This window comes from Brevundimonas sp. SL161 (genome assembly GCF_049896985.1).
Lineage (GTDB): Bacteria > Pseudomonadota > Alphaproteobacteria > Caulobacterales > Caulobacteraceae > Brevundimonas.
Map to the genome: position 1 here is coordinate 370,851 of NZ_JAFCVJ010000001.1, position 20,316 is coordinate 391,166.

A 20,316-nucleotide genomic window follows, 5' to 3' on the forward strand; every position below is an offset into this window, starting at 1 on the left:
CCGGCGTCCACTTTTCGGGACGGCGGACTGACATGTTCACCGGAATCATTACCGACATCGGCCGCGTGCGCTCGGTCGCCCAGACGGCGCGTGATCGCCGGTATGAGGTCGAGACGGCCTGGGATGTCTCGGGCATCGACCTGGGCACCTCGATCAGCCACGGGGGCGTCTGCCTGACCGTGGTGGAGAAGGGCCCCAGGCCTGAAGGGGGCGGCTGGTTCGCCGTCGAGGTCTCGGGCGAGACGCTGGACAAGACCACGCTGGGCGAATGGAGCGCCGGCACGCCGGTCAATCTGGAGCGGGCGACAAGGGTCGGCGATGAGCTGGGCGGCCATATCGTCTCGGGTCACGTCGACGGGCTGGGCACGGTCGTCGAGATCACGCCCGAGGGCGGATCGCACCGGATCGTCATCGAGGCCCCGGCGCCGCTGCACCGGTTCATCGCCGCCAAGGGCTCGATCACGGTGGACGGTGTGTCGTTGACGGTGAACGCGGTGGACGGTCGCCGCTTCGGCCTGAACATCATTCCGCACACCTGGGAGGCGACGACGCTCGGCGACCTCAAGGTCGGGAGCGCGGTCAATCTGGAGATCGACATGCTGGCGCGTTACCTCGCGCGGTGGCAGGAGACGGCATGATGACCAACACCATCGTCCTGGCCCACGACATGTTCGACAGTCCGATCAGCCCGATCGAGGATATCCTCGAGGATGCCCGCAACGGGCGTCCCTACATCCTGGTGGATGCCGAGGACCGTGAGAACGAGGGCGACGTCATCATCCCGGCCCAGTTCGCGACGCCAGACCAGATCAACTTCATGGCGCGGCATGCGCGCGGCCTGATCTGCCTGGCGATCACCGCCGAGCGGGCGCGCCAGCTGCGCCTGCCGCCGATGGCCGCCGAGAACCGCGAGAGCATGGCGACCGCCTTCACCGTCTCGATCGAGGCGGCCGAGGGGGTGACGACGGGAATCAGCGCGGCGGACCGGGCGCGAACGGTGCAGGTGGCCTCAGACCCGACAAAGACGGCCGACGATATCGTCTCGCCAGGGCATGTGTTTCCGCTGGTGGCGCGCGATGGCGGCGTTCTGGTTCGTACCGGACACACCGAGGCGGCGGTGGACATCAGCCGGATGGCGGGCCTGACCCCCGCCGGCGTCATCTGCGAAATCATGAACGACGACGGGACCATGGCGCGCTTGCCGGATCTGGTCGCCTTCGCCCAGCTGCACGGACTGAAGATCGGCACCATCGCCGACCTGATCGCCTATCGCCGCCGCACCGAGCGGTTCGTCGAGCGGATCATGGACCAGCCGTTCGAGAGCGTACATGGCGGACCGTTCCGCCTGATGCTCTACAGGAACACCATTGAGGGCGCCGAACACGTCGCCCTGGTCCACGGCCGGATCGTACCGGGCGAGCCGACGCTGGTGCGGATGCACCAGGTCGATTTCGCCGCCGACCTGCTGGGCCATGTCGAAGATCGCCAGAGCTATATCCCCGACGCCCTGAAGACGATCACCCGGCATGACGGGCCGGGCGTGGTCGTCTTCCTGCGCGACCCGACCCTGCAGGGTCTGGCCGAACGGCTGGCGGGCGTAGACAAGCCGGCGGCGGTCGATCGCAGCCTTAGAAACTACGGGGTGGGCGCGCAGATCCTGCTAGATCTGGGGGTCGAGGACATGATCGTCATGAGCTCCACCCGCCCCGAACCCGCCGCCATCGAGGGCTATAGCCTGCGCATCGTCGGCTGGCGCGACATGGACGGAGAAGACCAATCCTGAAGGATCCCCCCCGCGTTCTCATCGTCGAGGCGCGCTTCTATGACGAACTGGCCGACGCGCTTCTGGAAGGCGCGAAGGATGCGCTGCGGACTCAGGGTATCGCGTTCGACGTCGTCACCGTGCCGGGCGCTCTGGAGATTCCGTCGACCATCGCCCTGGCCGAGGAGGCCGGCCGCTATCCGACCGCCCCGCGCTATGACGGCTATGTGGCGCTGGGCTGCGTGATCCGGGGCGAGACCTATCATTTCGAGATCGTGTCGGATCAGTCGGCGGCCGGGATCATGCTGCTCGGCACGCGCGGCGTGATCATCGGCAACGGCATCCTGACCGTCGAGGACGAGGATCAGGCCTGGGCCCGGGCCCGTCTGTCCGAAGGGGACAAGGGCGGCGGCGCGGCGCGCGCCTGCATGGACCTCATTGCGCTGAAGAAGCGTCTGCGCGTAGGGCTCGGGGAATGACCGAGCCCCACTCCATCAAGGCCGTTCTCGCCCAACTGGCCGAGAACGAACGCGCCCAGGCCGAACCGCAGCTGACCAGCCGCCAGCGGCGCGCGCGCACGGTGGCGCGTCTGGCCGCCGTTCAGGCCCTGTATCAGATGGAACTGGCGGGGGAGGGCGTCGAGACCGTCATCACCGAGTTCTCGAACCATCGCTTCGACGCGGACATCGAGGGCGAGGCGCTGGCGGAGGCCGATGAGGCCTGGTTCGCTGATATCGTGCGCGGCGTCATCGCCGGCCAGAAAGACATCGACTCCTCGGTGAAGGCGCGTCTTGCCTCGAACTGGCGGCTGGAACGGCTGGACGCCACGCTGCGGGCCCTGCTGCGCTGCGGAGCCTGGGAGCTGACGCACAAGACCGAAGTGCCCAAAGAGATCGTGATCGACGAATATGTCGAGCTGGCGAAAGCCTTCTTCGATGAGGGCGACGCGAAATTCGTCAACGCCGCCCTGGACGGGGTGGCCCGCGACGTGCGTTCGAAGGCCTAGGTTATGGCCGCCGTCGACGCCGCCGGTGAGTTCGAGACGATCCGCAAGCTCTTCGCACCCCTGGCCCACCCGGACCATGCCTGGGGGCTGACCGACGATGTCGCGGTGATGCCCACGCGGCCGGGCGCCGATCTGGTCCTGACCAAGGACGCGATCGTCGAGGGGGTCCATTTCCTGCCGGGCGACCCGCTCGACACCGTGGCTCAAAAGCTCTTGCGGGTGAACCTGTCGGACCTGGCCGCCAAGGGTGCGGAACCGTTCGGCTATCTTCTGGCCTGCCACTGGTCGCCGCGGTGCGGCTGGCCCGAACGGGAAGCCTTCGCGGCCGGACTGGCGGCGGACCAGAAAGAGTTCGGCATCCATCTGCTCGGCGGGGACACTGTGCTGACCCCCGGACCGGCGTCCTTCTCCGCGACGATGCTGGGCTGGGCGCCGAAGGGCGGATCGGTGACGCGCGGCGGAGCCAAGCCCGGGCACGGGATTTATGTCACCGGCATGATCGGCGACGGCTGGCTGGGGCTGCAGGCGGCGAAGGGTCATCTGCACCTGGAACAGGAACGCATCGCCGCGCTGGCGGAGCACTATCGCCGGCCCGTGCCGCACCTGGCCTTCGGTCAGGCGGTGCAGGGGCTGGTCACGGCCATCATGGACGTTTCGGACGGCCTCATCGCGGATCTCGGACATATCGCCAGCGCCAGCGGCGTGGCGGCCTCGGTGCAGCTGGAACTGCTGCCGCGGTCGGCGGCTGCGACGGCCTGGTTCGACTCGCGGACGGACCCCGAGGCCGCGCTGGTGACCCTGGCGACAGGCGGCGATGACTACGAACTGCTGCTCACCGCCGCCCCTTCGGACGAGCCAGCGCTGAAGCGCGAGGCTGATCGACAACTGCTGCGCCTGACCCGCGTCGGGACCATTTCGGCGGGACGCGGCGTGACGGCGAGCTATCTCGGCAAGCCGGTCGATATCCGCAAACCCGGCTGGACCCACGACTGAAACGGTCCCGACTCTCCGCTCTGCTCCGGCCGGAATGATAGGGGCCGGACCGAAGCAACGGAATCCTAATCGATCCGCGCGATAAGGCTCTCATGCGCCGTAGAGACATCTTCGCCCTCGGAACCCTGGCCCTGGCCGGAACCGCCGCCAGCGCCGCTTCGGCGTCTGAGGCCCCGGCCTCGTCCGGTGCGGTCACCTCGAACATCGCGGGCGTCGGTCTGCCGATCATCGCGGGCGGGCGTATCCGCAACTATGTCTTTGTGACCATCAGCCTGACGCTGGGCGGCGGTTTCACCGCGGAGCAGATGCGGGCCAAGGAGCCCTATTTCCGTGACGCCCTGGTCCGCGCCGCGCACCGAACGCCGTTCGTGCTGGCCGATGACTGGACCCAGGTCGACGCCCCGGCGCTGTGCGCCGCGATGATGCGTATTGCGCCGTCGATTTCCGGCGCCGGTTCGATCGCCAGCATCCAGGTCGCCCTGCAGGCGCCGCGTCGCCGCACAGGCGTCCGGCCCACCTAGACCAGGATCGGCTGAGGAGGACTCGCTTCGCGATTCCGCTGACGCCGTGAATCCTGCCCCGTCTGTTCCTGAAAAACGCCGGTTGCGTCGTTCCGACGCAGTTGTAAGCTTCCCGGGCAATTCCCGAGGGACGCGCTACTGCGTCGAGACTGCGCACGGGGGGACCGGAAGGCGGACAGAGGCCAAATGGCCCGCCGCGCCAAGGGTCCGCGCGCCCAATGCTTTAGGTATGGAAACGCCAATGACCAATGTTCTGTGGCTAGTGATAGCCGCCGGCGCGCTGGGGGTCCTCTACGGGCTCGTCCAGACCGCCAGTCTGATGAAGGCCGAAACCGGCAACGACAAGATGCGAGAGATCGCAGCCGCCATTCAGGAAGGCGCCTCGGCCTATCTGAAGCGCCAGTACACCACCATCGCCATGGTCGGCGTGGTTATCCTGATCATCGCCTATCTGCTGATCGGCCAGTACGCCGCCATCGGCTTCGTGATCGGCGCGGTCCTGTCGGGCCTGGCCGGGTTCGCCGGCATGCTGATCTCGGTGCGCGCCAATGTGCGCACGGCGCATGCGGCGTCGCAGAGCCTGTCCAGAGGACTCGACCTCGCCTTCCGCTCGGGCGCCATCACCGGCATGTTCGTGGCGGGCGGAGCCCTGCTGGGCGTCGCCGGCTACTACGGCGTGCTGACCGAGGTGCTGGGGCTGGAATCGACCGGCCGCGAGGTCATCGACGGCCTGGTGGCCCTGGGCTTCGGGGCCTCGCTGATCTCCATCTTCGCGCGTCTGGGCGGCGGCATCTTCACCAAGGGCGCCGACGTGGGCGGCGACATGGTGGGCAAGGTCGAGGCCGGCATTCCCGAGGATGATCCCCGCAACGCCGCGACCATCGCCGACAACGTCGGCGACAACGTCGGCGACTGCGCCGGTATGGCCGCCGACCTGTTCGAGACCTATGCGGTGACCACGGTCGCCACCATGGTGCTGGCGGCGATCTTCTTCCGCGGCCAGCCCTATGTGGAGGTGATGATGCTGCTGCCGCTGGCTATCTGCGGCATCTGCATCGTGACCTCGATCATCGGCTCCTTCTTCGTGCGCCTCGGCAAGTCGAACAACATCATGGGCGCCCTGTATCAGGGTCTGATCGTGACCGGTGCGCTGTCCGTCATCGCGGTCTGGTGGGTCATCACGACCCTGGTCACCGGCCCGGTCGTCACGACGTCCGGCCTGCAGATCGAGCCGATGGCCCTGTTCTGGGCTGGCATGGTGGGTCTCGCGGTTACTGCGGCCATCGTGGTGATCACCGAATACTACACGGGCTCGAACTTCCGCCCGGTGCGGTCGGTGGCCAACGCCTCGGTCTCGGGTCACGGCACGAACGTGATCCAGGGTCTGGCGGTCTCGCTGGAGTCCACTGCGCTTCCGGCGCTGGTGATCATCGTCGGCATCGTGGCCAGCTTCCAGCTGGCTGGCCTGTTCGGCATCGCCATCGCCACCACGACCATGCTGGGCGTGGCCGGGATGATCGTGGCGCTCGACGCCTTCGGTCCCGTGACCGACAACGCCGGCGGCATCGCCGAGATGGCGGGCCTTCCGGCCGATGTGCGCCATGTCACCGACGCCCTGGACGCCGTGGGCAACACCACCAAGGCCGTGACCAAGGGCTATGCGATCGGATCGGCGGGCCTCGGCGCGCTGGTCCTGTTCGCGGCCTATACCTCGGACCTGCAATACTTCGCCGCCAATCCGGCCGAGTATCCGTTCTTCGCCAACATGGGCCCGGTCGCCTTCGACCTGACCAACCCCTATGTTGTCGTCGGCCTGCTGTTCGGAGGGCTGCTGCCCTTCCTGTTCGGTGGGATGTCGATGATGGCGGTCGGACGCGCGGCCGAGGCCGTCGTGGAAGAGGTCCGTCGCCAGTTCCGCGAGAACCCCGGCATCATGACCTATGAGGTCAAGCCGGAGTACGGACGCGCTGTCGACATCCTGACCAGGGCGGCGATCCGCGAGATGATCGTTCCGTCACTGTTGCCGGTGCTGTCGCCGATCGTGCTGTTCACGGCGATCCTGTTCATCTCGGACAAGGCCAACGCCTTCGCCTCGCTGGGCGCCATGCTGATGGGCGTCATCGTGACCGGCCTGTTCGTGGCCATCTCGATGACCTCGGGCGGCGGCGCCTGGGACAACGCCAAGAAGGTGATCGAGGAAGGCTTCACCGACAAGAACGGCGTCGTCCACGGCAAGGGCTCCGAGGCTCACAAGGCCGCGGTGACCGGCGATACGGTCGGCGATCCCTACAAGGATACGTCCGGCCCGGCGGTGAACCCGATGATCAAGATCACCAATATCGTGGCCCTGCTGCTGCTGGCGGTGCTGGCGAGCGGGAACATCGGCTAGCGAAGCGGGTCTCCTCCCAGCGCCGCAGGCGTGGGGAGGGGGCTCGTAGCGAAGCGAAGAGACGGAGGGGGTCTGGTCGCATAATGAATCCCTCCGTCTGCTCGCAAAGAGCTCGCATCTACCTCCCCGGCCGCAAAGCAGCGAACGGGGCGGAGACAAAGAAAAGGCCCCGGAGATCGCTCTCCGGGGCCTTTTTCTGTGCCTGGGCGAGAGCCTAGTCCGGACGGCGCTGACCCGGGACATCTTCGTCGGTGCGGGGCATCTGGCCGCGGCCGACGTTGCCGAGCAGCTGTTCCAGGATGGTCAGCTGGCGACCGCGGGTCGGCGTCTCGCGGCGCTCCATGGCGATCTGCTGGCCGTCTTCGAGGTTGAGGTTGCGGACCTCTGCGACCTTGTCGTCGGCCTCGTTGAAGGTGATGGCGGTGACGTTCCGCTGGGACACCTGCGGGCGGTTGTAGGTGTACCGCTCCGTCGTCTGGGAGATGTAATACCAGATGTTATCTTCAAAGGTCGAAACCGCCGAGGGCGAGCCAAGCTGGGCCAGGACGGTCGACTTGGTGTCGGTCCCGATGACGATGTCCTTGGGATTGACGTCGATGACCTGGAAGCCGTGGTTGCCCACGACGGGGGCGCAGGCGACCGCAAGCGGCGCGAGGGCGACCAGAACGGCGAGACGAACGACGACTTTATTCATGGAGACGAGCGCCTGGGACGAAACAAGGTCTTTGACCTAACCGGACCTGACGCCTAGTTCAACGGCGCGGCGGAAAAGGGGCCGTATACCGATGCTGAAGAACCTGTTCCGAACCCGATCCGCCGAGCGCATGGGCCTGCCGTTGTACACGGCGGCCGTGGAGCAGGCCCGCGATCCGGGATTCTACACCACCCTGGGCGTGACCGACGAGATCGACTCCCGCTTCGAGCTCTACACCCTGCACGTGCTGCTGCTGATTCTGCGCCTGCGTGACGAGACGGGCGCCGGGGCCGAACGGGGCGCCGAAGCGGCGCAGAACCTGTTCGACGTCTATGTCTCCGCCTTGGACAACGCGCTGCGCGAGCTGGGCGTGAACGATGTGACCATGGCCAAGAAGATGCGGCGGCTTGGCGAGGCCCTTTACGGCCGCATGACCGCCTACGAGACGGCGCTGAGGGCAGGGGACGCGCCTGAGCTGTCCGGCGGCCTGGCGCGCAACGTCTATGCGACCGACGATGCCGACCTGGCGACCGGACTGGCGGCCTATGCCCTGGCGGCGCGTGGGGTGCTGGCGAAACAATCGATCGACACGGTGCTGGCCGCGCCGGTCTGGCCGGAGATCCAGGCATGAACCCGGAACATCGACTGCCCTTCAGCGAGGTGGTGCGGGTCAACGAGATCGGCGCAGGGCTGGAACGCCATCTGGTCCCGGATGAGGCGGCGCGGAAGCGCATCATCAAGGCGCTGGATCTGGGGTCGCTGTCCGCGTTCGAGGCCGATCTGAAGATCACGCCCAGCCATGTCGGCTGGATCCTGACGGGCCGGGTCACGGCGACGCTGGAGCAGGTCTGCGGCATCACGCTGGACCCGCTGCCGGTTCAGGTCGATGAGCGATTCTCCGTCCATCTGGTCGAAGCGGCCGAGCCGGAGCCGGACGAGATCGAGGTGACGCTGGACGACGACGCACCCGATGTGATCGAGGACAGCCGAATCGACCTCGGCCAGTACGCCGTCGAGCAACTGGCCCTGACGCTGGACCCGTTCCCGCGCAAGCCGGGCGCCGAGTTCGTCCAGCCGGACGAGCCCGCCGAGATCTCGCCCTTCGCGGTCCTCAAGGCGTTCAAGGCCAGGGACGACGACGGAAAATCTTGACGTAACGTCCGCGCCGTTTGCATCCGCACCGCGCGGCGGTATCCTTGAGACCAGCAGAAAGCGTCGCAAAGTCGACGCACCGGAGTTTCCGACCCCTTGCCAACCCCCACGCTTATATCGCTCGACGCCATGGGCGGCGACCATGGTCCGCCCGTCGTCGTCGGCGGAATTCGCGACTACATCCGCCGTCACGGCGGGCAGGACGTCCGCTTCCTGCTGCACGGCGACGAGCAGGCGATCGTCGCCGAACTGGCGAATTTCAACCTGACCTCCGAGGTCTGCGACATCCGCCATACGGACAAGAAGATCGCCTCCGACGAAAAGCCGGCCCAGGCGATGCGGCGCGGCAAGGGCTCCAGCCTTTGGAACGCCATCGAGGCGGTGAAGTCGGGCGACGCGGGCGCTGTCGTTTCCGCCGGCAACACCGGCGCCCTGATGGCCATCTCCAAACTGATCCTGCGCATGGCGGCGCCGGGCCTTGAGCGGCCGGCGATCGTGGCCAGCTGGCCGACCCAGCGTGGCGTCACCGCCGTCCTGGACGTCGGCGCCAATATCGAGAGCGACGCCGAACAGCTGGTGGAGTTCGCCATCATGGGCGAGGCCTTCCACACCGCCGTGCACGGCACGGCCCGGCCGACCATCGGCATCCTGAACGTCGGGTCCGAGGACATGAAGGGCCACGAAGAGGTGCGCGAGGCGGCGCGGATCCTGCGCGAGGGTGGCCTGGGCCTGAACTATCACGGCTTCGTCGAGGGCGACGACATCGCCAAGGGCACGGTCGATGTGGTCGTCACCGACGGTTTCACCGGCAATATCGCCCTGAAGACCGCAGAGGGCGTGGCGCGGTTCATCTCGGCCCTGCTCAAAGAGGCCCTGACCTCCAGTCTCCAGGCGAAGGCGGGAGCCTTCATCGCCATGCCCGCGTTGAAGGCCATGGCCCAGAAGATCGACCCCAGCGCCATCAACGGCGGCCCTTTGCTGGGGCTGAACGGCATCGTGGTAAAGAGCCACGGCGGTGCCGACCCCAAGGGATTCGGCAACGCCATCCGCATCGCTGTCGATCTGGCCCGCAGTGACTATATGCAGACCGTCGGCGCCAATCTGGGGCGACTCGGCGACGTGCTTCATGCCCCGGCGGCCCTCAAAACCCATTCCCAAGAGAGCGTTTCGTGAGCGTCACCCGCAGCGCTGTCACCGGCGTCGGTTCCTTCCTGCCGGAAAAGGTCGTCACCAACGCCGATCTGTCGAAGTTCGTCGACACCTCGGACGAATGGATCATCGAGCGCACCGGCATCTTGCAACGCCATCAGGCCCGTGACGATCAGCCGACCAGCGACCTGGCGGCCGAAGCTGCGAGGCGGGCGCTCGCCGACGCAGGCAGAACCGCCGCCGACGTGGACATGATCATCGTCGCCACCACGACGCCGGACATGACCTTCCCGGCGACCGCCTCGATCGTTCAGAGGAAGATTGGCGCGCCCGTGTGCATCGCCTTCGACGTCCAGGCCGTCTGTTCGGGATTCGTCTATGCTCTGAGCGTGGCTGACGGTTTCGTCGCACGCGGCCTGGCCAAATGCGCCCTGGTTATCGGCGCCGAGGAAATGACCCGGCTGATGGACTGGACCGACCGGACGACCTGCGTCCTGTTCGGCGACGGGGCCGGGGCTGTAGTGGTCGAGCCGCGCGAGGGGCAGGGGACCAGCGCCGATCAGGGTCTGCTCGGCTTCGCCCTGCGCTCGGACGGGACCAAGACCGATCTGCTCTATGTCGACGGCGGTCCGTCCAGCACAGGGACGGTCGGTCATCTCAGGATGGCGGGCAATCAGGTGTTCCGTCACGCCGTGGTGAACATCGCCGAGGCCATCACCGCAGCCTGCGCCGCCTCCAATATCACCGTGGCCGAGGTCGACTGGTTCGTGCCGCACCAGGCCAATCAGCGAATTATCAAGGGCGTGGGCGACCGGCTCGGCCTGGATGAGCACAAGGTGATCTCCACGGTCGCCATGCACGCCAACACCTCGGCCGCCTCCATCCCGCTGGCGCTGGACGCCGCCATTCAGGACGGGCGCATCAAGAAGGGCGATCTGGTACTGCTGGAGGCCATGGGCGGGGGCCTGACCTGGGGCGCCTGCGCCTTCCGGCTGTAACTTCGGGCTACAATCGCCCGGTGTCCTTTGACTTCGCCCGCTTTTCGCCTTCTATGGTGTGTCGGGATCAAAGGGGACGAACCTTGGGCGAACTACAAACCTTGACCCGCGCGGACCTGTGCGAAGCGGTTCATGAAGAGGTCGGCCTGTCGCGGCAGGAATGTTCCAGCATGGTCGAGCGCACGCTCGAGCTCATCGTCGAGAGCCTGGAACTGGGCGAGACGGTGAAACTGTCCGGTTTCGGCGTCTTCCAGGTGCGCGAGAAGCGCGCGCGCATGGGGCGCAATCCCAAGACGGGCGAGCCGGCGGCGATCAACCCGCGCCGTGTCATCAGCTTCCGGGCCTCACAGATCATGAAGTCCCGCGTTCACGGCGCCGGCGCCTGATGAGCAAGAGCCCCAACGCCTTCCGAACGATTTCAGAGGCCGCGGAGGCGGTGGGCGCCCCGCAGCATGTCCTGCGGTTCTGGGAGACCAAGTTCCCGTTCGCGACGCCTATGAAACGCGCCGGCGGGCGGCGATTCTATCGCCCTCATGACATCGTGGTGCTGAAGGCGATCCGTCGGCTGCTGCACGACGAGGGCCTGACCATCAAGGGCGTGCAGCGGTTGCATCAGGAACAGGGGATCGCCCGTCTGGCCGCCTACGGCGATGCGGATGCGGCCTTCAGCATGGATGCGCAGCCCGGAGCCGCGCCTGCGCCGACAACCGAACCGGTGTCCTCGACCTCGGGGCGGTCCGAACGCGAATTGCGGGGGATTCTGGCTGATCTGGAGAGCGCCCGCGCCCGGATGGACGCCGTTCTGGCGGGTTGAACCCGCCCATCGGACGCGTGACGCGTTTTCTCGTTTGCGGCGACGCCAACCCCCCGCTATAGGACCGGCCTCTCGGAGCGTGGCGCAGCCTGGTAGCGCACTTGACTGGGGGTCAAGGGGTCGCAGGTTCGAATCCTGTCGCTCCGACCATTGAATCAATGGTCTAGCGTGATGGCGACGCGGTGGTGATCCACCGTGTCGCCACCATGTCGCCACCGAGTGGCAAACATCCCGCATAGACTTGTGAGTGGGCCTGACGTGCGGCTCTCGCTCGTTGACGCCAATCCCCGCGGCCTTAGAAGGCTCTAATGCTGCGACGCCAAATCTGCATTTCCACGAGCAGTATAAATTGAATTGAGTCGCAGTGGACTTAAAGTAAGGTATTAGTGCAATCGTCCACTTCGGCCCTGCAGACTGTCAAAACTCCACCCGTTGTGTTATCGTGGTGAGGGTCTCAGTTGTTATGTAGGTGAGTGGTGATTCAAGGATCTCGTCCCAACGAAGATGACGACTTCGCCGCGATCATCGCGTTTGCAGAATCCCAGCGAGACTGCCTCGGCGTCATTCTTGATTTTTACGGTTCGCTGTCTCTCAGCGGGATTTCGGCCCCAGACCTTGAAGGGGCTTGGCAGGCAACGATGATGCAGTTCCTGTCGGAGGGACCCGCAAAGCCCCGCATGTTCGAGTTTGCTGCTCGCATGACCCGACTGGCCGCGAACGATCAAGTGAGTCGGCTTCACGAAGACCTGTTGAGGATCGGCGCTCGGTCATCGCCCAAACTTGCCAAGATGCTTGCCGCCATGGAAACGGTGGGGAGCGCGTAATCATGGCTAAGCGCGACGTCCAGATAGAGATCAGCGCCAAGGACCGGACCGCCGCCGGCCTGAAGTCCGCTGAGTCGGCGCTCAAGCGCTTCCAGAACGCCCAGCAGGCGACGCAAGCCCGACGTTCAGCCTTCGCCGGTGCGGAGAAGGACGCCCGCGACCTCTACAAGGCATACCAGGATGCCGGCGACGCCGCGCAGACGCTCGGCCGCAAGATGGGCGATGCCAAGCGACCGTCGACTCAACTGAAGACGGAGTTCGCCGCGGCGCGTGAGGAAGTGCGCCGGACCAAGGTCGAGTTCATGGCCGCCAGCGTCGCCTTCGGGAAACTCAATGGTCGGGTCGCTTCGGGCGGCGGATCGTTCGCTCAGTTCGATCGCACGGTCGATGCTCTGCGCAGTCAGACCGTGGCCGCCAATCAGACCGGCGCCGCGCTCGAAGCCCTGGCCCGGGATCTGCCGAAGGTCGCTGCGGCCCAACAGCGCGTCAAGCAAGAGACGGAGCAGGCGACGCGAGCCCTCAATGCGCAGGGCACCGCAGGCCGTGGCCGATCGGGAGGCATCGCGTCCAAGGAACTCGATGCGCTGACGTCGGCAAAGGGTCGCGGCATTCTCGGGCTGCGGCCGTATGAGGTGCAGAACCTCTCCTACCAGATCAACGACCTGTTCACGCAGATCGCCAGCGGTACGCCGATCACCCAGGCGTTCGCGCAACAGGGCGGCCAGATCGCCCAGTTGTTCCCGCAGGCGGCCCTCGGCATCTTGCGGATGATCCCGGTCATCGCACTGGTCACAGCCGCCATTGCGCCCTTCGTTTCCGCGCTGATCGACGTGCAGAACAAGGCCGCGTCGCTCAAGGCGTTCGACATCGCGCTGACCGCCTCGGGCAACGGGGCGAACTACACCAAGGAACGACTGGCCGACCTCGCCACCACCCTGGACGGCCTTGGCGGCTCGCTTGCCGACGCGCGCGCTGCGCTGAACATCTTCGTCGGTGATGCCGTCGAGCCGGCGTATCTGGAACGGTTCGGCAAGGCCGCGATCAACCTCGCGAAGGTGCTGAAGATCGACGTCACGGACGCTGCCAAGCAGGTCTCGACCGCGTTCACCGGCAACATCTCGGACATCCTGTCGCTCGACGACTCGATCACCTTCCTGACGAAGTCAGAGCGGGCACAGATCGAAGCCCTCAAGAAGTCCGGCAAGGAAGCAGAGGCCCGGACCCTGGCCTTCGCGATCTTCGAGCGCCGGTACGATGAGACCGCCGCCAAGATGCGCGGCCCGTGGTCGAACATCCTCAGCAACTTCGGCGACGCGTGGAAGGCATTTGCCGACTACGTCAACTTCATCGACTTCTCGAAGGTGAAGGAAGAGATCAACGGCCTGATCAAACTGATCGAGGATCTGACGTCCAAACTGCCGGGCGCGCGCACTTCAACATTTGCCCGAACCGGAACCCGGATCACGGAACTACAGCAACAACTGTCTGACTCAGAGGCGCTTTCCAGGCAACTTCAGGCTGGAGGCGGGACCGAGTTTCAGCGCAATGCTGCTCGTGCATACCAAGCCCGCATACGTCGGGATATTGCGTATCAACGGGTGCGTCAGGCCGGGCAGTCGCTCGTGGAAGGCATTGACCCGATTGCCCGGCCCGGCACGCCAACCGACACGACCACGCGCCCGCCGGCCGTTCCGACCACGCGGACGCCGCGCAGTGGGGGCCAGTCTGATCTAGAACGACTGGCCATAGCCCAGAAGGAGTTCAACGAAGACCTCGATGCGGCCAATGCCAAGCGGACGTTCGAGATCGGACTGATCGGCCAGACGTCCCGCGAAGCCCAAATCCTGACGACGATCGAGGAAGCCCGGTCGCGTGCGGCCGACGCAGGCCTTCAGTTCACCGAGGCACAGACCGAGTCTATTCGCGAAAGCGTGGCTGCCGCCTATGACGCGCAGCGCGCCTTCGCGGGCAACGAGACCGTCCAACGCGCGTCTCTGGCACTGGCCGAGCGCCGCGGCGAGGTCGAGACAGAAGAAGCCTTCATTCAACGCGGGCTCAAGGAGGCCGGGCTTGAGGCGATCGAAGAGACGAACGCGGCTACCACCGAGACCACGATCAGCCTGACGCGCCAGAGCCGGGAATACGCGAACATCCTTCGCCAGCAGTACCAGATGGACACCGCTGCCCGAGACCGGGAGGCTTCGGAGAAGGCCGTCAACGACCTGATGACCGAGCGTGCCGAGCTGCAGAACCAACTGACCTTCGCCCAGGAGCAGGGCGACCAGGGTGCATCCGAGGCGCTGATTGTCCAACTGGACGCCGTGAACGCGAGACTCCTTCAGGTGATCAGGAGCGCCATCGAGTTGGCCAGATCGCTCGGTGGGCCGAACGCCGCGGCGATCATTCTCGCGTGGGAGGGTATCGCGAAGCAGTTGGAGTCGGTCGGCCAGAAAGCGATCGTCACCGGGCAAGACATCAACAACATGCTCGCCCAGGGCGGGGTCAATGCGCTGGATCGCTTTGCTCAGCAGGTGGTCGAAACCGGGAAAGCGTTCGGCGCCTTGCGCGATGCCTTCCTGCAGTTCGCGGCAGACTTCCTGCGCGAGATTGCCCAGATCATCGCAAAACGGGCATTGCTGAATCTTGTTGAAAAGGGCGGAGGCAAAGACGGCGGCATCGGCGGGGCGATTGCGTCGTTCATCGGCCGGCTGTTCCACACGGGCGGCGTCGTCGGCCAGGGCGGCGGGTCAACCCGAAGGATGTCCCCGATCGATTTCGCAGGGGCCCTTCGTTATCACGGCGGCGGCGTAGCCGGCTTCAAACCCAACGAGGTTCCCGCGATCCTCGAAAAGGGCGAGGAAGTCCTGACGGCCGATGATCCGCGCCACCGTGGAAACGCAAAGGGCGGCGGCGGCGCCACGACCGTCGTCAACGTCTTCGATCCCGCCGACTTCCTCGACCGTGCTCTGAGTGGAGAGGGTGGCCAGATCCTGCTGAACCACGTCAGCCGCAACAGCGGGGCGTTCAAGGCGGCGATGGGATGAGATAGGGCCCGCGGGCGTAGGCAAGCGGCTCTGCAGGCCGTTGCCCGGTAAGTCGAAGCCGAGCGGCCAAGGCCGTGGCCGGCCCGGTCAAAGGCTGCATTGGCTCGTTGGGGCGAGCTTTCGTCTTTTCAGACCTCTTCGTCAGGCCAGACGACCGACTCCACGGTTTCGGCGACGGCTCTCACCAGTTCGCATAGGCTGACCGTGGTCAGTCCATGAAAGCCCGGCGTTTCGGGCATGTAGCGGATAAAGCCATTGTTCAGAGGCGACAGAAGTTCGACGGCCCGTCGAACCGCACCCGTCCTATCGCCCAAGCCAAGACGCGCCGCCTCGTCGTAGGCCTTGGTCAGGTCATGGCTAATCATTCGGAGATCCGCTTCGGTCGCGCCGTGATGTTTGATCCACGCCTTGAACGAAAGTTCCAAAGAGGTGAGACCGAGCAACATAATCGACAGGTCATGCACAGGGTCGTCTTCAATCAAGAGCGTCTGGCATGACAGGGCGAAGCTCTTCGCGCACATCATGAGGTTTTCCGCAGTCGCGCTCATCGGCCGAACCTTGCACGAGATCAGGGGGGCGTGGTGTCGGGAGCCTGACACGACGATCCGAGGTTGTGGAGTCGGTCCCGACCGGAGCCACTGATCCCTCACAGAATGCCGTGGGCCCCGGTGAAGTCCGCGGCTACGCCGGATGGGGCTTCGGAAGCCGGTGGGCGATTGGCGATCAGGTGCGGCCGAGTTTTCGACGGAGCTGACCGAGCATATCCAGATTGTCTACGCGCTTGCCGACCATGAGGTAGAGGCCGCCACCAGCGCGCTCCCAGGCCGCACCGATTGCGCGATCTTCAGCCGCGTCGGCCCACCTGTCGGCACCCTTGTACTCGACGACGAAGATCTGGCCGTCGTCCAGTTCCGCGATGAAATCCGGATAGGTCCGGTCTTTGGACGTCTGGAGCCAGAAGGAGTTCGGGTGCTTGGCGACGTTGCGGACCCACCACTTCACGCCCCTGAGACTGTCCAGCATCCGAGCGCACTGCTGTTCCTCGCCACCGTCCTTGCCATCGAAGGCCGGCACACGGTCGAGGAAGTGATTGCTGAAGCGCTCGCCACCCCGATAGGCGGACTGGTCGTCGTACATGCCGAGTCGGAACTCAAAGTTCTCACTGGCCAAGGTCCTGACAGGTGCCGTTGGTGCGAAGAGATATTGCTGGGCCACGCCCCGGCGCTCGGTCTCGCGCAAGGCGTCGATATGGGACTTCAGTCGCCGGGCGAGGACGTATTTCATCCTCATCAGGGCCAGCACGGTCAGGCCGTGATCCCGGGACAACCGCTCGATCACCGCACTGAACCAACTGACCCGGTCAGCCTGAGCCAGATCCCAGGCGACGATCTGGCGATCGAGCCAAACGGTCAGGAACTGGGGCGTCCAGCCTTCGACGTCGCTGTCAGAGAACATCTCCAGCGTTGATCCACTAGGGCCAAAGGTGACACGGCCGCCATGCACGTCGAGCTCGAAGCGGTTCACCGTTTCGGTCAGAGCGTCTACGAGGCCGGGCACGTCAAATGGCTTATCCGCTAATTTCCAGTCGTGGAACTCGAAGAGTGACTCAAGATCGGCGAGGACGAGTTCACCCTGCACCTCAGTCATCAGACGAGGAACCCGCATGACCTCGCCGCGCGCGGCAGGGGCCAGTTGCGCAAGTTTGGGTGCCAGAGCGGCCGCCGCAGTAGGGGCCACCTGCATAAGGGCTGCGGCCAGACCTGGTGTCGCGGCGGATGCCGCCGTCAACACAATGCCTCCGTCTGCCGAAGCGACCGGAGCGATGCCAGCTGCAGCATAGACAGCTCGAACTTCGGGCGTATCTGGCATCTCGAAACGGAACGGTTCCGGCGCAGGGTCGAACAACAGGCCCTCGCCGAGCGGCAGCTGCGGATGCTCGATCGCCTCTTCGGCTTCGCCGTCTTCGAAGCCCATGTCGATCAGCGCGTCCTTTAGCGCCGTTGCCGCCGCATAGAAGGTCGGCTCCGACACATGGGCGTAGGCCTTATTTAGTTCCATTGCCTTGCGACGGTTCGCATAGGGCATACGCAGAACTCGGCCGAGCAGCTGTTCGACGGCTGTGGCGCTTCTGATCCCGGCGACGGAGCAAAAGACATAGGCGAAGGGGCAGTCCCAGCCTTCCTTCAGGGCCTGTACCGTGATGACGTGCTCGATTTTGCAGGCCGGGTCACGCAGGTCGATCCCGTCCAGACCTCTCTGGTCGCCGGTGACAACCACGATCCGGTCCTCGGGCACGTTGCAATCGTCGATCAGATGCTGCTTCAGCACCTCGACCGTCACTTCGCGGTCTTTCGGTTCGGCCTGATACAGGGTGACGGGCCGTATATAATCGCGGTCGGCCTCGGCCAGCTTCGCCAGTGCCGCCCGCTTCTCAACCGCGCCAGCCACGGCACCCTGCCAGCTGGCATGCTCCTGCAGAACGATCGGCAGTTTGATCATCTGCTCGGCCTTCAACTCGGCTGCCGTGGCGTTAAACAGGATGTTGCTGCGGCCCCTGGGCGTGGCCGTGAACTCGACCACGGCGCTGGGGTTCACCCGCTGGCGCATCATGTCCGACAGGCCGGTGACGACGTTGTGGGCCTCGTCGACGATCATCAGCGGCCGGTTCAGGTGCAGCAGGTTGGCGAAAGAGAATTTCACCTTTCCGGCAGTGTCACGTTCCAGATCGGGGTGGGCATCGAGCAGGGCCGACGGCAGACGGCTGAAATGGGCCTCCATCTCCTCGTGGTGGGCGTAAACCTTGCGACCCTCGGTGTTCTCTACCTTGAGCGCCTGGACAGTGCCGACGATGATGCAGGCGTTGCCCGCCAGATCCTGCGGTCGGACCTGGGCGAAGTCGGCGATGTCGAACACCCGGACATTGCCGCCGAAGGCTTCGTTCAGGGCAGCGCGGTAGGGGTGGCGATGGTCGTTCAGGGCGTCCGCTGTCTGGGCGCGGATTGCGGTGGAGGTGACCAGCCACAGAACCAGCGGGTAGTCGCGGTTCAGGCTCGCATCGCGGGCCACCCGGACCGTCTCGGCGGCAAGCAGGGTCTTGCCACCCCCGGTGGGCAGGCGAATACAGACATAGGGCACATTCTCCAGCCCGCTGGGTGGCGTGTAGGCCCTAGCGTAACGCCCGAGCCGTTCCCTGATTGCGGGACGGGCCGTGATTTCGGCATAGGCGGCGGCGGGGCCGATTTCCTGCGCCCGGGCGAGAAAGTCCCGCAGGGTCGTCAGCGCGGCGTCCTGATACGGCTTTAGCTGCATCAGCGGCGCGCCTTCACGTCATACGGCGTCTGGCGGAAGGCAATGCGCTCGCGCGCCAGGGTGGCCGGGGTGAAGGCGCTCCGTTCCCCGTAAACGATCAGGTCGCCGTCGAAATCGGCCGGCAGGCCCTCCCGAATAATCGCCAGCGTCTGGCGGGTCAGGACATTGCCGCCGGCGGGGCGCTTGTCGCCAAGCACGCCATTGTAGAGCAGGGCCACGGCCCGGTCCCCATGAACGCCGAGCAGTGGACCCTTAGTTTTCGGATCGAGCGGCGCCGAGGTCTCGCTGAACCAGGCATGCGCCGCGAGGGTAGCGTAGGCGATGCCCGCGCTGATCCGGCCGGTCTCGTCGAACACTGTCGCGCCGAGGCTCCAGAAGCGGAAGCCGCCGCCGCCAGTCCAACCGACGGGTTTCGAGATTCCGCCTTGTTCGCCGTCGACCACCTTGGTCAGGCGGGGCTGGCAATGAGTGACAGCGTGGTCGCCCATCTCGATACCGATGTATCGACGTCCCATCTTTGCGGCGACCGCCGCCGTGGTGCCGGAGCCGAGGAAGGAGTCGAGAACGAGGTCGCCCGGGTTACTTGCAATGTGGAGGATCCGCTCCATCAGTCGCTCTGGCTTGGGAGTACCAAAGCTCACATCTGAACCGAACAGCTCGTTAGCTTCCTTCTTTGACTCGTCCGTATGCCCCGCATCGGAGTGAGGCCACCACGTCCACGGAACCAATCCGTCGACTTCTGACAAAAACCGAATGACACTTGGCTGTGCGTTGCCGTCGCGTCCCCAATAGATTCGATCCTTGTCCTTCAGCTTCTCGAATTCAGGTTCAATCGTAGACCAGCATCTACCTTCGGGGGGCAGATGTGTGCGCCCATTGGGCGCAGTAATTCGGTACATTTGATTGGGCCGGTAGCCTTGGGCTGTCATAGGAAGCCCGCGCCAGCGCTTCGTTGGGTCGGCTTCGTTGGGGTCGTCGGGGTTCTTGTAAATCTTGGCCTGAGCGACATCGAGGGGCAGCTTGTTCCGGCCAGTCTTAAACTTCTCAGGATCACGCGCATAAACAAGGATGTGTTCGTGAACGTCACCGATCGCACCCCTGTTTTCCCGGGAGTATCTCTTTTGCCAAACGACATTGGCGACAAAGTTCCCCCGGCCAAAAACCTCATCCATAATGACTTTGAGATAGTGCGACTCGTTGTCGTCAATGGACACCCAGATCGAGCCGTCGTCGGCTAACAGTTCCCGAAGCAGTTCCAGCCGAGGCCATACCATCGCCAGCCAGAGGCTGTGCTCAAGGTTGTCATCATAGTGCTCGGAAACCGCGGAACGCGTATTGTAGGGCGGGTCGATGTAGATGCACTTCACCTGACCGGCATAGAAGGGCAGCAGGCTTTTTAGCGCCTCCAGATTGTCGCCCTGGATCAGCATATTGCCGGTGTCTAGGTCGCCGTGGCCCAGTTCCGGCACCTCCTGCAACAGGCGATACGGCGCGCGGCTGGCGGCCTTCAGGTCTTGGTCGCGGGTTAGCCAGGAGAGTGTGGGCATGGCCCGTCATCGCCCGCTTCGCCCGGAGGTGGCAAGGGCCCGTTCCACTTGGTGCCCTAACCCTCGAACCGCGAAGCGATGCTCCTCACTGTCCCGCCCGTTGGACCTAAGTCA

General features: G+C 65.2%; 19 protein-coding genes and 1 tRNA gene. 16 read left to right on the top strand and 4 right to left on the bottom strand.

Features of this window, described 5'->3' with window-relative positions; all coding sequences use genetic code 11:
- Positions 1-32 precede the first annotated feature (32 nt).
- The 7 genes from ACP7AU_RS01890 to ACP7AU_RS01920 all read left to right on the top strand — a co-directional run bounded on the left by ACP7AU_RS01890 (position 33) and on the right by ACP7AU_RS01920 (position 6,671).
- The gene (locus ACP7AU_RS01890; RefSeq protein ID WP_426050341.1) at positions 33-638 is read left to right on the top strand and encodes a riboflavin synthase; all 606 of its coding nucleotides are present in this window, start codon (positions 33-35) and stop codon (positions 636-638) included.
- Positions 635-1,783, top strand: coding sequence for a 3,4-dihydroxy-2-butanone-4-phosphate synthase (gene ribB, locus ACP7AU_RS01895; RefSeq protein ID WP_426050342.1), 1,149 nt, complete (start codon positions 635-637; stop codon positions 1,781-1,783). Before ACP7AU_RS01890 ends, ribB begins: the two co-directional genes overlap by 4 nt.
- Entirely contained in the window at positions 1,780-2,241 is a 462-nt protein-coding gene (gene ribH, locus ACP7AU_RS01900; protein ID WP_426035618.1) for a 6,7-dimethyl-8-ribityllumazine synthase, read from the top strand. Before ribB ends, ribH begins: the two co-directional genes overlap by 4 nt.
- On the top strand, positions 2,238-2,768 hold the full coding sequence (nusB, locus tag ACP7AU_RS01905) for a transcription antitermination factor NusB (RefSeq protein ID WP_426035620.1): 531 nt from the start codon (positions 2,238-2,240) through the stop codon (positions 2,766-2,768). The genes ribH and nusB overlap by 4 nt, the downstream gene beginning before the upstream one ends.
- Before the next feature lie 3 nt (positions 2,769-2,771).
- Entirely contained in the window at positions 2,772-3,761 is a 990-nt protein-coding gene (thiL, locus tag ACP7AU_RS01910; RefSeq protein ID WP_426050343.1) for a thiamine-phosphate kinase, read from the top strand.
- Positions 3,762-3,853: 92 nt separating this feature from the next.
- The gene (locus tag ACP7AU_RS01915; protein ID WP_426050344.1) at positions 3,854-4,282 is read left to right on the top strand and encodes a hypothetical protein; all 429 of its coding nucleotides are present in this window, start codon (positions 3,854-3,856) and stop codon (positions 4,280-4,282) included.
- A gap of 241 nt (positions 4,283-4,523) precedes the next feature.
- On the top strand, positions 4,524-6,671 hold the full coding sequence (locus ACP7AU_RS01920) for a sodium-translocating pyrophosphatase (protein WP_426035624.1): 2,148 nt from the start codon (positions 4,524-4,526) through the stop codon (positions 6,669-6,671).
- A gap of 214 nt (positions 6,672-6,885) precedes the next feature.
- Here ACP7AU_RS01920 and ACP7AU_RS01925 read toward each other — a convergent pair whose 3' ends face one another.
- Positions 6,886-7,365 carry an outer membrane protein assembly factor BamE gene (locus tag ACP7AU_RS01925; RefSeq protein WP_426050345.1) on the bottom strand — a complete coding sequence of 160 codons (480 nt, stop codon included), beginning with the start codon at positions 7,363-7,365 and terminating at the stop codon, positions 6,886-6,888.
- Positions 7,366-7,456: 91 nt separating this feature from the next.
- On the opposite strand from ACP7AU_RS01925, the gene ACP7AU_RS01930 reads away from it, so the two are divergent.
- The 9 genes from ACP7AU_RS01930 (at position 7,457) to ACP7AU_RS01970 (ending at position 15,346) form a co-directional block, all read left to right on the top strand.
- Positions 7,457-7,996: a ubiquinol-cytochrome C chaperone family protein gene (locus ACP7AU_RS01930; protein ID WP_426050346.1), complete on the top strand. Its 540-nt coding sequence runs from the start codon at positions 7,457-7,459 to the stop codon at positions 7,994-7,996.
- Positions 7,993-8,517, top strand: a complete 525-nt coding sequence (locus tag ACP7AU_RS01935; protein ID WP_426050347.1) for a YceD family protein — start codon at positions 7,993-7,995, stop codon at positions 8,515-8,517. The genes ACP7AU_RS01930 and ACP7AU_RS01935 overlap by 4 nt, the downstream gene beginning before the upstream one ends.
- A gap of 96 nt (positions 8,518-8,613) precedes the next feature.
- Positions 8,614-9,690, top strand: coding sequence for a phosphate acyltransferase PlsX (plsX, locus tag ACP7AU_RS01940; protein WP_426050348.1), 1,077 nt, complete (start codon positions 8,614-8,616; stop codon positions 9,688-9,690).
- The gene (locus ACP7AU_RS01945; protein ID WP_426035634.1) at positions 9,687-10,664 is read left to right on the top strand and encodes a beta-ketoacyl-ACP synthase III; all 978 of its coding nucleotides are present in this window, start codon (positions 9,687-9,689) and stop codon (positions 10,662-10,664) included. Before plsX ends, ACP7AU_RS01945 begins: the two co-directional genes overlap by 4 nt.
- A 53-nt stretch (positions 10,665-10,717) precedes the next feature.
- Entirely contained in the window at positions 10,718-11,050 is a 333-nt protein-coding gene (locus ACP7AU_RS01950; protein WP_426050423.1) for an integration host factor subunit alpha, read from the top strand.
- Entirely contained in the window at positions 11,050-11,478 is a 429-nt protein-coding gene (locus ACP7AU_RS01955) for a MerR family transcriptional regulator (RefSeq protein ID WP_426050349.1), read from the top strand. The genes ACP7AU_RS01950 and ACP7AU_RS01955 overlap by 1 nt, the downstream gene beginning before the upstream one ends.
- Before the next feature lie 73 nt (positions 11,479-11,551).
- Positions 11,552-11,628 (top strand) — tRNA-Pro (locus ACP7AU_RS01960).
- Between the two features lie 326 nt (positions 11,629-11,954).
- A complete protein-coding gene (locus ACP7AU_RS01965; RefSeq protein ID WP_426050350.1) occupies positions 11,955-12,302 on the top strand; it encodes a hypothetical protein in 348 nt (115 codons plus the stop codon).
- Between the two features lie 2 nt (positions 12,303-12,304).
- Positions 12,305-15,346, top strand: coding sequence for a phage tail length tape measure family protein (locus tag ACP7AU_RS01970; RefSeq protein WP_426050351.1), 3,042 nt, complete (start codon positions 12,305-12,307; stop codon positions 15,344-15,346).
- Positions 15,347-15,474: 128 nt separating this feature from the next.
- On the opposite strand, the gene ACP7AU_RS01975 is transcribed toward ACP7AU_RS01970, so the two are convergent.
- From ACP7AU_RS01975 to ACP7AU_RS01985, 3 genes are all read right to left on the bottom strand, one after another.
- Positions 15,475-15,894, bottom strand: a complete 420-nt coding sequence (locus tag ACP7AU_RS01975) for a hypothetical protein (RefSeq protein WP_426050352.1) — start codon at positions 15,892-15,894, stop codon at positions 15,475-15,477.
- A gap of 175 nt (positions 15,895-16,069) precedes the next feature.
- A complete protein-coding gene (locus ACP7AU_RS01980) occupies positions 16,070-18,655 on the bottom strand; it encodes a DEAD/DEAH box helicase (protein WP_426050353.1) in 2,586 nt (861 codons plus the stop codon).
- On the bottom strand, positions 18,655-20,202 hold the full coding sequence (locus ACP7AU_RS01985; RefSeq protein ID WP_426050354.1) for a site-specific DNA-methyltransferase: 1,548 nt from the start codon (positions 20,200-20,202) through the stop codon (positions 18,655-18,657). The genes ACP7AU_RS01980 and ACP7AU_RS01985 overlap by 1 nt, the downstream gene beginning before the upstream one ends.
- Positions 20,203-20,316: the final 114 nt, after the last annotated feature.

Excerpts from the sequence above, each read along its gene's own strand:
- ACP7AU_RS01890 (WP_426050341.1), top strand. The coding sequence starts at position 33 with ATGTTCACCGGAATCATTACCGACATCGGCCGCGTGCGCTCGGTCGCC.
- ribB (WP_426050342.1), top strand. The coding sequence starts at position 635 with ATGATGACCAACACCATCGTCCTGGCCCACGACATGTTCGACAGTCCG.
- nusB (WP_426035620.1), top strand. The coding sequence starts at position 2,238 with ATGACCGAGCCCCACTCCATCAAGGCCGTTCTCGCCCAACTGGCCGAG.
- thiL (WP_426050343.1), top strand. The coding sequence starts at position 2,772 with ATGGCCGCCGTCGACGCCGCCGGTGAGTTCGAGACGATCCGCAAGCTC.
- ACP7AU_RS01915 (WP_426050344.1), top strand. The coding sequence starts at position 3,854 with ATGCGCCGTAGAGACATCTTCGCCCTCGGAACCCTGGCCCTGGCCGGA.
- ACP7AU_RS01920 (WP_426035624.1), top strand. The coding sequence starts at position 4,524 with ATGACCAATGTTCTGTGGCTAGTGATAGCCGCCGGCGCGCTGGGGGTC.
- ACP7AU_RS01925 (WP_426050345.1), bottom strand. The coding sequence starts at position 7,365 with ATGAATAAAGTCGTCGTTCGTCTCGCCGTTCTGGTCGCCCTCGCGCCG.
- ACP7AU_RS01930 (WP_426050346.1), top strand. The coding sequence starts at position 7,457 with ATGCTGAAGAACCTGTTCCGAACCCGATCCGCCGAGCGCATGGGCCTG.
- ACP7AU_RS01935 (WP_426050347.1), top strand. The coding sequence starts at position 7,993 with ATGAACCCGGAACATCGACTGCCCTTCAGCGAGGTGGTGCGGGTCAAC.
- ACP7AU_RS01950 (WP_426050423.1), top strand. The coding sequence starts at position 10,718 with ATGGTGTGTCGGGATCAAAGGGGACGAACCTTGGGCGAACTACAAACC.
- ACP7AU_RS01955 (WP_426050349.1), top strand. The coding sequence starts at position 11,050 with ATGAGCAAGAGCCCCAACGCCTTCCGAACGATTTCAGAGGCCGCGGAG.
- ACP7AU_RS01970 (WP_426050351.1), top strand. The coding sequence starts at position 12,305 with ATGGCTAAGCGCGACGTCCAGATAGAGATCAGCGCCAAGGACCGGACC.
- ACP7AU_RS01975 (WP_426050352.1), bottom strand. The coding sequence starts at position 15,894 with ATGAGCGCGACTGCGGAAAACCTCATGATGTGCGCGAAGAGCTTCGCC.
- ACP7AU_RS01980 (WP_426050353.1), bottom strand. The coding sequence starts at position 18,655 with ATGCAGCTAAAGCCGTATCAGGACGCCGCGCTGACGACCCTGCGGGAC.
- ACP7AU_RS01985 (WP_426050354.1), bottom strand. The coding sequence starts at position 20,202 with ATGCCCACACTCTCCTGGCTAACCCGCGACCAAGACCTGAAGGCCGCC.